This window comes from Methylobacterium sp. J-072, from assembly GCF_022829425.1.
In the GTDB taxonomy this organism is placed as follows: domain Bacteria; phylum Pseudomonadota; class Alphaproteobacteria; order Rhizobiales; family Beijerinckiaceae; genus Methylobacterium.
In genome coordinates this window covers 85,892-97,168 of record NZ_JAKSYK010000207.1, presented here as the reverse complement: position 1 = coordinate 97,168, position 11,277 = coordinate 85,892, and the positions used below count along the sequence as shown (strand labels likewise).

Genomic DNA, 11,277 nt, shown 5'->3' with positions numbered 1-11,277 from the left:
GTCTTATAAGTCCTCCGCGGGCACGATCCCGCGGGGCCGCAACGATCGCGAACCGACCGGAACGGATGATCGCATGACCGCCTACCAGACCCTCGAACAGCGCTTCTCCCGCCTCGCGGCCCTGGAAGGCGCGGCCGGGATCCTCGGCTGGGACGCGCAGACGCTGATGCCGGACGGGGCCGCGGAGGCGCGGGGCGACCAGCTGGCGATCCTGCGCGGGCTGGCCCACGAGATGCTAACGGCCCCCGAGGCGCGGGACGAGCTCGCCGCCGCCGAGCAGCAGGGCGGCCTGGATGCCTGGACGGCGGCCAACCTGCGGGAGATGCGGCGGGCCCAGGCGCATGCCGGCGCCGTGCCCCGGGATCTCGTGGAGGCCAGCTCCCGGGCCGTGTCCCGGTCCGAGATGGTCTGGCGCGAGGCGCGGCGGGACTCCGATTTCGCCCGGCTGGCGCCGTATCTCGCCGAGGTGCTGCGGCTCCAGCGGGAGATCGGGCAGGCCAAGGGCGCGGCGCTCGGGCTCGACCCCTACGACGCTCTGCTCGACAGCTACGATCCCGGCATGCGCCGCGCGGTGATCGACCCGCTGTTTGCCGACCTCACGAGCTGGCTGCCGGACCTGATCGCCCGCGCCCGGGCGATCCAGGATTCGCGCCCGGCGCCGCTGCCCCTGAAGGGGCCGTTCGACACGGGCACGCAGCGGGCGCTCGGCCTCAAGCTGATGACCGCGCTGGGCTTCGACTTCGCCCGCGGCCGGCTCGACATCAGCCTGCACCCGTTCTGCGGCGGCGCCACCGACGACGTGCGCATCACCACCCGCTACGACGAGGCCGATTTCGGCCGCGCCCTGATGGGCGTGCTGCACGAGACCGGCCACGCCCTCTACGAGCAGGGCCGCCCCGCCGCCTGGCGGCACCAGCCGGTCGGCGCAGCCCGGGGCATGAGCCTGCATGAGAGCCAGTCGCTCATCGTCGAGATGCAGGCCTGCCGCAGCCGAGAGTTCTTCACCTACCTGGCGCCGCTGCTCCGCGAGGCGTTCGGCCGGTCCGGGCCGGAGTGGTCGCCAGAGAACCTGCACGCCCTGAACACGCAGGTCCGGCCGGGCTTCATCCGGGTCGATGCCGACGAGGCGACCTACCCGGCCCATATCCTGCTGCGCTACCGGCTGGAGACCGCGATGATCGCGGGTGACCTCGCGGTCACCGATCTGCCCGGCGCCTTCAACGACGGCCTGCGCGACCTCCTCGGCCTCACCGTGCCGGACGACCGCCTCGGCTGCCTGCAGGACATCCACTGGCCGAGCGGGGCCTTCGGCTATTTCCCGACCTACACCCTGGGCGCGCTCGCCGCGGCCCAGCTGTTCCGGGCGGCGCGGACCGCGGAGCCGGCCCTGCCGGGCTGCCTCGCCGCGGGCGATTTCGCGCCGCTGCGCACCTGGCTGCGCGCCAACGTCCACGAGGTCGGCAGCCTGCTCGGGACGGATGATCTGTTGGTCCGGGCAACGGGAGCGCCCCTCGGGACGGCGGCGTTCCGGGCGCATCTGGAGGGGCGGTATCTGGGGGTTTGAGAGGTCCACCACGGCAAGGGCCGGAACCCAACGAGCACCTTTTCTCCGCGAGGACAGCGCGCCTTCTTTCAGCGGAGCGGGGCATTCAAGGGACGAAACGCCCTTGCCGCAGCAGTTGAAGGTTCACAAACCGCACGATCACCCGCCTCGTCATCCCGGGGCCACGCAGTGGAGCCCGGGATCCAGAACCACCGACCGTTGAAGGACTTGCACGGTCCGCGGTTCTGGATTGCCGCCTTTGGCGGCCCCTCCGGGTCCGGGCTCGCCTGCGGCGCCCCGGAATGACGGAGAGGTTTATCCTGCCACCGTTGTGACGGCGGTACCGAAGGAGGTTGACGGAAGGCCGCGCTCTTCGGTCAAAACCGCTTCCTACAGCTCCAACACATCCACCGCATCCCCCAACCGATCCCGGGCGATCTCGGCCACGTGGCGGTGGTGGGTGAACAGGATCGGCTGGACGCTGGCACCGATCTCCGCGAGCGCGTCGAGGCCGTAGCCGGTGCGGGCCTCGTCAAACGTTGAAAACAAATCGTCGCCGATGAACGGCGCCGGCTCGGCGCGGCCGGCGTAATCTTCCAGGTAGGCCAACCGCAGGGCGAGGTAGAGCTGGTCGCGGGTGCCCTCGCTGAGCGCCTCGATCCCGACCAGCCCGCCGCCGGCGCGCTGGCCGGCGAGCTTGGGCGTGTCGGCCTCGTCGTAGGTCTGGGCGAGGCCGGTGAAGGCGCCGCCGGTGAGGGCCAGGAACAGGGCACCGGCGCGGGCCACCAGGGGGTCCTGCTGGCCGGCCCGGTGCCGGGCCACCGCCTGGCCGAGCATCAGGCCGGCGAGCCGCAGCACCGCCCAGGAGCGGGACGCGGCCTGGAGGTCGGCTTCCGCCGCCTTGCGCTCGGCGGCGGCCAGCTCGGCGCCGCTGCCGCCTTCGAGCTCCGCCCGGCGCCTTTCGGCCCGGTCGCGGTCGGCGAAGATGACCTGGCCGCGCTCGGCCTGCTCCTCGGCCTCCATGGCGAGGCGCGCCAGCTCCGCCTCCACGGCTTCCGGGGGCAGGGCGTCGAGGCCGGCGCGGATCTCGGATTCGGGCAGGCCATCGGCGGCGCCCGCGAGGCTGCCGCGCAGCCGCAGGCGCTCGGCCCTGAGCATCTCCCGGGCGTTCAGCCGGCCGAATATGTCTTCGACTGCGGCCGTCGACGATCCGGCCAGATCCGGCATGGTGTCGGCGACCTGGCGGGTCAGGTCTGTCCGGGCGGCGTCGCGCAGGCCGACGGCGTGGCGCAGGGACGCTTCCGCCTCCTCCAGGCGGCGGTCCAGCTCGGCCCGGCGGGCCTCCCGGGCCTGGGCGGCGACAAGGCGGGCCTGCAGGATGCGGATCGCGCCGGTGGGCGGCGTGTCGGCGAGGTCCGGCGCCAGGGCCTCGACCAGGGCGAACGCTTTGCTCCGAAAGCCGTCCATATCGCGCCGGAGACCGGCGGCCCGACGCTGCAACTCAGCGCGGGCCGTCAGCCGGTCCGGCACCGTGCGCCAGGCTTCCAGCGCGCCCTCGGCCTCCTCGGGGCGGGCGGTGGCGGGCAGACCGAGGGGACGCAGCGCCTCCGCCCAGTCCGCCTGCCAGGCGGAGCGGCGTGACGCGGTCTCGGCCAAGGCGGCCTCCAACTTCTCCGCCGTCGCGGCGGCGGCGCGGAGGCGGCCGCCGGTCTCAAGATTGGCCTCCCAGCGGCTCGCCAGGGTGGCGACCCGGGCTTCGAGCCGTTCGAGGGCCTGGCCGATCTCGCCCTCCGGCTCCGGATCGAGCCCGGCGCGGGTGAACAGGTCGGCGAGCGGCGCTCGGGCGGATTCGATCCGGGCCTTCAGATGGTCCCGCTCGATCCGCTGCTCGGCCAGCTGCTGCTCCCCGTCGATCAGGCTCTCGGTCTCGGCGAGCCAGGCCGCCATCTCGGCCGGGGGCCCGGGGACGAGGCCGACGGGCTGCCAGGCCTCGCGCCAGGCGGCCTCGCCCTCGGCGATCTCGTCCGCGATCCCGGCGAGCACCTGTTCGGCCGCCGCCAGCGCCGCATCCTCGGCGGCGAGGCGGTCGAGATCGGCCGCGTGGGCCGCGACCCGTGCGGCGTCAGTGGCGCGCTCGTCGGCGAGGCGATCCGCCTCGAACAGGGCGCGCTCGTAGGTGGCCAGCGTGCCGGGCTCGGTGGTCCGGCCGGCCGCGAGGGCGTCGCGCAGGGGCGCGAAGGCGGCGTCGCGCGCGGCCCGCACGGACTCGAGCCGCTCCCGGGTGGCGATCGGCCGGCCGGCCTCGCGCTCGCGCAGGCGCGTGCGGGTGGCGTCGGCCTGGGCCCGCGCCGCGTCCCTGCGGTCGGTGGCGCGCTCCTGCTCGCGCCGCTTGCCGTCGAGCAGGCCGCGATAGCGCGCGATGGTGTCGGCGCTGGGCAGGGGCATGCGGGCGAGCGCGGCGGTGTCGGCCACCGGCGGCGACAGGCGCGCCGCCTGGTTGCGCAGCAGCGCCGTCTCCCGCCGGATCGCGGTGTCCAGCGCCTCGTGGGCGGCAAGGCGCTCGTGTAGCTTGGCGAGCGGCTTCAGGGCCTCGCGCAAAGGCGTCGGATCGTGGGTGGCGCCGGCGGCCTCGACCTCCCGGGACAGCCGATCACGCTCGGCCCGGGCCGCGGCGGCGTCCCGGGTGAGCTGGTCCTCGGCGGCGGCGAGCGTCCGGCCGTCGCGGAGCAGCCGCTCGACCCGGGCCCGGGCGGCGTCGGTGGGCTGGTCGGCCTCCAGGGCAGCGAGGTCCGGGGCGCCGATCCGGGCGCGCAGGCGCTCTAGGTCGAGCCCGACCTTGTGGGCGTCGCCCTCGATCCGGGGCAGGTCGGTGCCGCCCTTCTCGAATTCCTTGGTGCCGCTGAACGCCGCCAGGATCTCTTCGGCGCGCAGGATCAGGGCCGGCTCCACCGGCACGGACTCGGCCTCGCCCCGCGCCCGGGCGAGGGTGGCTTCGGCGCGGGCTGCCTCGGCCTCGGCCTTGCGGCAGCATTCAAGGGCGGCGCCCAGGCGCTCGATCCAGGCGGAATCCGCCTCGGCGAGGCCGGAATCCGCGGCGATGCGGTGATCCAGAGCGTCGATCTCGGCGACGATCGGCCGGGCGCGCTTCAGGCGTTCCAGCCGGGCGCGCTCGGTCGCGACGCGCTCGCGCTCGGCCCGGAGCGTGTCGAGCTGCTGGGCGGCGGCCGTGATCTCGTCGTTGAGCGCACGCCAATCCCCGGACCGGAGGCCCTTCTCGCGGATCGCCTTGCGGGCGGTCTCGTGCCGCTCCAGCGCCTGGTAGAAGGTCCGGTGCTTGGCCTGGCGGGGGGCGAAGATGCCCTCGGCCTCGGCGTCCAGGGCGGTCTGCAATTCGGTGAGGCCGCGCAAGCCCGATCCCGCCGCGAACAGGCTGGCGCCGACCTCGCCCTCGACATCGACCATCTCGCGCCCGCCCGCCCGCAGGCTGCCGGCGTCGAGGCCGAAGGCGCGGCAGAACACGGTGCGGGAGATGCCGCCGAGGAACGGCGCCAGGGCGTCGTCGGGCAGCGGCGCCTCGGCGGCGTCGATCAGCGTCCGGGTGTTGCCCTTGCGGCGGCGGAAGGCCAGGCGGCGCCCGTCAGCGGCCTCGACCTCGGCGCCGAGGCGCAGCAGCGGCATGTCGTGCAAGAAGGCGTAGCGGGTGGTCTTCTCGAAGCCGAACAGCAGGTCGGTGACCGCCGCGAGCGCCGTGCTCTTGCCGGCCTCGTTGGCCCCCAGCACCACGTGCAGGCGGGCCTCGGGCCGGAAGGTCACGGTCCGGTCGGTGAAGGCGCCGTAGCGCTCCAGGGCGAGGCGGATCAGCCGCATTTTGCGCGCCTCAGCAATGCCGGCCGCCGAGGCGGCCCAGGATCAGCGCCTCGGCCTCGGCGCAGAGCGCGTCGAACTCGGCCTCCAGATCGGCCTCCGCGGCGGCTGTGGCCGGCATGCGGGCGCCAATCTCGGCGAGCGCGGCCTTGGCCCGGCTGCGGAAATCCGGATCGCGGTCGAGATCGGCGAGCAGCGCGGCCGGGTCGATCGCCGCCCCGGAGGCCTCGACCGGCGCGCGGGGCCGGCGGGTCTCGATCTTCAGGCGCTCCAGCCAGATATCCTCGTGCAGCCGGTGGGCGGCGGCCTGGATCTCGGCGGTGACGTTTTCTCTGTCGGCCGAGAGCGCGTCATGGGCCGCGGTCGTGCCGGCGAGATGCACCCGGACCAGCACGAGGCGCTGGGCCGCGATCTCCGCCAGGGGCCGCAGGACGGTCTCCACACTCTCGAGGGCCGCGCGGGTGTCGGCGGCTTCGCTCAGGTCGACGGAGACCTGCTCGAACCGCGCCCGGTCGAGGGGCAAGCGGCTCAATCCGGTCACCCGCCCGTCGGCGACCTCCACCAGGACCGCGCCCTTCGCGCCGCATTCGCGCACGCTCCGGCCCTGGATGTTGCCGGGGAACACGATCCACGGGTCCCGGGACAGCTCGGCATACTCGTGGATGTGGCCCAGCGCCCAGTAATCGTAGCCCCGGGCGGTGAGGTCGGCGACCGAGCAGGGGGCGTAGGTCTCGTGCGCCGCGTGGCCGGTGCACGAGGTGTGGAGCACGCCGAGGTTGAACCAGCCGGGCAGGGCGGCCGGGTAGGTCAGCGACAGGTTCTCCTCCACGGCCCGGGCCTGGAAGCTTCGGCCGTGCACGGCGACCCGCAGGGATTCGAGGCGCAGCGTGTCCGCTCGGGCCGCCGGGAACACGTGCACCGAGGGCGGCAGGGTGATCGAGCGGGTGATCACGCTCTCGGCGTCGTGGTTGCCGCGCACCAGGATCGTCGGGATGCTGGCCCGGTCGAGGCGGGCCACCTGCCGGGCGAAGAACAGCCCGATCGTGTTGTCGGCCCAGTCGCCGTCATAGATGTCCCCGGCCACGACCACGAAGGCGACCTGCCGCTCGATCGCCTGGCTGACCAGATCCTCGAAGGCCTGCCGCCCGGCGGTGGCGAGGCGGCGGGCGAGCTCGGCGTCGCGGGTGGCGAGGCCCGAAAGCGGGCTGCCGAGATGCAGATCCGCCGCGTGGATGAAGCTGAAGCCCGACATCGGTCTCCGATGAGCGATCGGTGAGCCGGGGTCTTAGGCCGCCGGGGCGTGCGGCCTCAAGCGCCGACGGCGCATTGCTGCACAGGCACGGGGCGCGTGTGACGGTCTTGAGGGGTTGAACTCGGTCAGCAGGGCCGTGGGGATGTCTGAGAAGGTTGGTTTCCGGAATGTCAGCTTGCTGACGTGGATCTTGAAAAGCCGACGGTGCTCGAACGCAGACTTGAGCCGCCCGCCGGGCGTTTGCTCAGGCGAGCGCTGCAAGCTTAAGCGCATGGTCTCGTATGTTCGTGGGCCATGCCGTCATGTGGTCGGCAAAGCCTTCGGCATCCCCGGCGAAGAGCGCCCGGATTGCCTCCTCAAACCCAGGCAGATCGCCCGCCAACGCTGAGAGGAAGCGGTAGGCGGCCTCTCTCGCTGCCTTCATCCGGGTTTGCCCACCATCTACCCGCCGCGCTTCGTCGACGAGGCGCCTCAACGCTTGCGATGCACCGCCCGGCTGGGAGGCAAGCCACTCCCACTGACGGGGAAGCAGCGTCACCTCGCGAGCTATGACCCCGAGCTTTGGGCGACCACGGCTCCTTGGAGCACCATTGGGATCCGGTCGGCTCTCGACGGTGCTCGTGGCGTCTTCCGCATTCGCGCGTTCGGCGAACCGTGCGGTGATCTCCGCTTCGGTTCCACGCAGATCGAGGTCGATGACGGCACCCGACCTGTCGTCGAAGGTCAAGATCGGATCGCCTTCTTCCGCCGCCTGCGCTTTCACGGCGAGAGCCACGTCTATCAAGCGACCGCTGGCGAGGCGCCGCACGCCCACAAACGCGGTGAACGTCCTCATTTGGTCTTCTGGCATGGCACCTCCATCCTGACCGTCATAGCCAGAGCAAGCCCCTGTCGTCAATTTTACCCGGATGATATTGCGCGTAAGTATCACCTTCGATAGCGTCGCTGCCGATCTACGAGGGCATGTGATGAGAACCGAAGACCGAAAGGTGGCTGTGAACGCCTACAAGAAGCGGGAGGTCGAAGGCGGCATCTACGCCGTCCGCTGCGTGGCGTCCGGTGAGGTGTGGGTCGGTGGCGCGCCCGACCTCTCGAAGATCCAGAACCGCCTCTGGTTTACCCTCCGGCAGGGCACGAACACACACCGTTCGCTCCAGATTGCTTGGAATGCGCATGGAGCGGAGGCGTTCAGCTTCGAGCTCGTCGAGCGGTTGGATGCTGAAGAGATCGGATACGTCCGCGACCGGGTGATGAAGGAGCGTCTTGTCCTATGGTCAGAGCAGCTTCGGGCTGTCCGGATATGAGCACAGAACCCAGACCAGCACGTTTGACGGCCAACGGCGTCACCCTGGCTTATGACAGCTTCGGAGACGAGGCGGCCGAGACGATCCTTCTGATCGCGGGGCTCGGTACGCAGATGATCCGCTGGGCCGCCCCCTTCTGCCGCGAGTTGGTGACGCGCGGCTATCGTGTCGTGCGGTTCGACAACCGGGACACAGGACGCTCGACCCACTTTACCGAGCACGGCGCGATGGATTTCGCGGCCTTGGCCGCAATGCTTGCAGAGGGGCGACGGCCGGAACTCGCCTACGCGCTCGACGACATGGCCTCGGACGCGCTCGGCCTGCTCGATGCCCTGTCCATCCGCCGAGCCCACATCGTCGGCCGCTCGATGGGCGGCATGATCGCCCAGATCCTGGCGAGCGAGCACCCGTCCCGCGTTCTCTCGCTCACCTCGATCATGTCGGCCACGGGCAATCCGGTCATGCCGTCGGCCGAACCCGACGCCATGACGATGATGATGCGTCCCGCTCCCGATCCCGTCTTGGACGAGGCGGGCTTCCTCGATCACGGCGTCACCTTCGGACGCCGCATTGCTGGCACTGCTCATCCGTTCGACGAAGAGAGCTTCCGCGCTCTCCTCCGGGAGGAGGTTCGGCGAGGTCGTGCGCCGGGTGGGTTCGGACGACAGCTCGCGGCGGTTGGGGTAGCTGGCGACCGTCGCTCACGGCTTGCCGCGATCACGGCGCCGACACTCGTCATCCACGGGACGGACGATCCTCTCTTTCCTCCTGCCTGCGGCGAGGACACCGCAGCCTCGATCCCGGATGCGGAGATGATGTTGATCGCCGGGATGGGCCATGATCTGCCGCCATCCTTGTACCGAGCCATTGCCGATGCAATCGAGCGAACCGCTCGCCGTTCAACCATCTCGGCATCAGGAGGGTAGAAGAGCACCATCCCAAGGGTTCGAACGACCGCTTTCGAGAAGGCAGCAGCGCCATTTCTATGACGTTGTTGGTTCGCAAGCAGCCCCCCTCCACAAAAGCCGATTGGCTTCACCCCCGAGCGAACGCCCAAGCCTCCGGCGCGTTGAAGCGCGGCGGTGGCGGCGGGACCGCCCGGTGAGGTACGAGTCCGGCTCGATGAACAGCGTCACCCCTCCGGCCCGGTCCGGCCTCGCCGCGGCGCTCCCGATCCGGCCGGCGGACCACCCGCACGCGCCGTTCAAGATCGTGAGCTGGAACCTGCTGCGCCGCACCGGCGCGGCGGTGGACGACGTGGTCGCCCTGGTCGAACAGGAGAAGCCGGACCTGCTGCTGATGCAGGAGGCGACGCGGGGCATCGGCTTCCTGCGCGACCGGATCGGCGGCCATTACGCCTGGGCGCCGCTGCCCGGGCGGATCCACGGGCTCGCCATGTGGAGCCCGAAACCGTTCCCGAACGCGCCGCGGGTGATCACGCTCCCCGCCGGCGCCCTGGTGCACCGGGTCTGCCAAGTGCTCGATCTCGGCGAGTTCGGAATCGCCAACGTCCACCTGTCGCACGGGCAGATGCTGAACCGCCGCCAGCTGCGCCGCATCGTCGGCGAGCTGCCGCAGCGGGCGGCGGTGCTCGGCGACTACAACATCGTCGGCCCGGCGATGATCCCGGGTTTTCGCGATGTCGGCCCCCGCCGGCCGACCCACGCCATGGTCGAGGTGCTGCCGCTCCGGCTCGACCGCTGCCTCGCCCGCGGCCTGATCTGCCACGCGCACGCCGTGCTGCCGCGCGGACCCTCCGACCACCGGCCGATCGTGGTCCATCTCGGGCCGGCGCCGGAGGCACACGCCCCCGCGCGCTTCAAAGGTATGGCAGCAGCAGTCGCACGCCTGCGTCGCGCAAACGGATCGGCAATGCGCGTGCGGCGAGGTCCTCCCGGCTGAGACGCGCCTGCATCTTGCCGCGCATGAACGTGTCGAGCTGAGCCGCCAGATCCGGGTCGATGATCTCGACGTTCAACTCGAAATTGAGCCGGAAGCTGCGCATGTCCCAGTTGGCGCTGCCGACGAAGCACCAGACGTCGTCCACCACCATCGCCTTGGAGTGGTCGAAGGGCGGCTCGTCGAGCCAGACCCGCACGCCGGCCCGGAGCAGCGGGTCGAGATGGGCCCGCGTCGCCCAGTCGATGAACGGGTGATCGCTCACCCGGGGGATGATCACGTCCACGGTGATGCCCCGTGTCGCGGCCTGGGCGAGGGCGCCGGTGACCAGCTCGTCGGGCAGGAAGTAGGGGGTGACGAACCGGACGGTGCGGCGCGCGCAGGCGAGCGCCTGGAGGACGACCTGCTCGATCTTCTCCACGTCGGCGTCCGGCCCCGAGGTGACGACCCGGGCGATGCTGGTCCCCTCCGGTTCCAGGTCGGCGAACCAGGGCGCGGAATCCAGCATCTCGCCGTCGACGAAGGCCCAGTCGGCCGCGAAGGCCGCGGCGAGTTGCTCGACCACCGGTCCGCGGAGCCGGAAATGCGTGTCGCGGATCGGGTGCTCGGGCTTCAGCGCGACGCGGTTCGGCTGCGAGATGTTGAGGCCGCCCGTGAAGGCCACACGCCCGTCGATGATCAGTAGCTTCTTGTGCGAGCGCAGGTTGAGGAACGGCATCCGCCAGGGCAGGGCGGAGTGCATGAACAGGGCCGCCGGCACACCCAGCGCCGTCAGCCGGTGATAGACCGGCGCGCGAAAATAGCCGCCGCCGATCCCGTCGATGATGACCCGGACCTTGACGCCCCGGGCCTTCGCCTCGGCCAGGGCATCGCAGAACTCGCGGCCGGTCGCGTCGTCGCGAAAAATGTAGCTCGACAGGCCGATGCTGGCCGTCGCGGCGCGGATCGCCTCCAGCATGGCCGGGTAGCCGGTATCGCCGTTTCGGAACATCTGCACGTCGTTGCCCGCAAACGCCGGCAGGCCGGTGATCCGCCGGATCGCCCGATCGAGGGGCCAGAGGGTCTCCGGCACCACGGCGTCGTCGGTATCGGGGAGATGCGTCGCGTCGGAGGGTTTTGTGCGCAGCTTGCGGGCGCGCCGGGAGACCCGGTTGATGCCGAAGGTCAGGTACAGCGCGGTGCCGAAGATCGGCGACAGCCAAGCGAGACCGATCCACCCAACCGCGACGCTGACCCGGCGCTTGCGCAGCAGGGCGTGCAGGGTGACGCCGAGCGCCAGGGTGATGCCGATGAGCGCGGCGACATCCGCCCGCAACAGGGCGGTGGATTGCAGCCACCGATACAGCGCGTCTTCCAAGGTCTCGGCATCCGGTTCGCGTCAGACGGCGCCGGATATAGCCGATGGAAACGCCGGA

General features: G+C 71.4%; 8 protein-coding genes. 4 read left to right on the top strand and 4 right to left on the bottom strand.

Annotated features, from left to right (window positions below):
- The first annotated feature begins 73 nt into the window (after positions 1–73).
- The gene (locus tag MKK67_RS27065) at positions 74–1,564 is read left to right on the top strand and encodes a carboxypeptidase M32 (protein WP_243971329.1); all 1,491 of its coding nucleotides are present in this window, start codon (positions 74–76) and stop codon (positions 1,562–1,564) included.
- 369 nt (positions 1,565–1,933) lie between these two features.
- On the opposite strand, the gene MKK67_RS27060 is transcribed toward MKK67_RS27065, so the two are convergent.
- The 3 genes from MKK67_RS27060 to MKK67_RS27050 form a co-directional block, all read right to left on the bottom strand.
- Entirely contained in the window at positions 1,934–5,410 is a 3,477-nt protein-coding gene (locus MKK67_RS27060) for a YhaN family protein (protein WP_243971327.1), read from the bottom strand.
- A gap of 10 nt (positions 5,411–5,420) precedes the next feature.
- The gene (locus MKK67_RS27055) at positions 5,421–6,659 is read right to left on the bottom strand and encodes an exonuclease SbcCD subunit D (RefSeq protein WP_243971325.1); all 1,239 of its coding nucleotides are present in this window, start codon (positions 6,657–6,659) and stop codon (positions 5,421–5,423) included.
- 244 nt (positions 6,660–6,903) lie between these two features.
- Complete coding sequence (locus MKK67_RS27050) at positions 6,904–7,509, bottom strand: DUF2239 family protein (RefSeq protein ID WP_243971323.1); 606 nt, start codon at positions 7,507–7,509, stop codon at positions 6,904–6,906.
- A 118-nt stretch (positions 7,510–7,627) separates the two neighbouring features.
- Here MKK67_RS27050 and MKK67_RS27045 point away from each other — a divergent pair, with 118 nt between their 5' ends.
- The 3 genes from MKK67_RS27045 to MKK67_RS27035 all read left to right on the top strand — a co-directional run bounded on the left by MKK67_RS27045 (position 7,628) and on the right by MKK67_RS27035 (position 9,865).
- Positions 7,628–7,963, top strand: coding sequence for a GIY-YIG nuclease family protein (locus MKK67_RS27045; protein ID WP_243971321.1), 336 nt, complete (start codon positions 7,628–7,630; stop codon positions 7,961–7,963).
- Between the two features lie 23 nt (positions 7,964–7,986).
- Positions 7,987–8,889 carry an alpha/beta fold hydrolase gene (locus tag MKK67_RS27040; protein ID WP_243971319.1) on the top strand — a complete coding sequence of 301 codons (903 nt, stop codon included), beginning with the start codon at positions 7,987–7,989 and terminating at the stop codon, positions 8,887–8,889.
- Between the two features lie 196 nt (positions 8,890–9,085).
- Positions 9,086–9,865 (top strand): endonuclease/exonuclease/phosphatase family protein, encoded by a 780-nt coding sequence (locus MKK67_RS27035; RefSeq protein WP_243971317.1) that lies wholly within the window; start codon positions 9,086–9,088, stop codon positions 9,863–9,865.
- Here MKK67_RS27035 and MKK67_RS27030 read toward each other — a convergent pair.
- Positions 9,783–11,219 (bottom strand): phospholipase D-like domain-containing protein, encoded by a 1,437-nt coding sequence (locus MKK67_RS27030; RefSeq protein WP_243971315.1) that lies wholly within the window; start codon positions 11,217–11,219, stop codon positions 9,783–9,785. The genes MKK67_RS27035 and MKK67_RS27030 overlap by 83 nt on opposite strands.
- Positions 11,220–11,277: the final 58 nt, after the last annotated feature.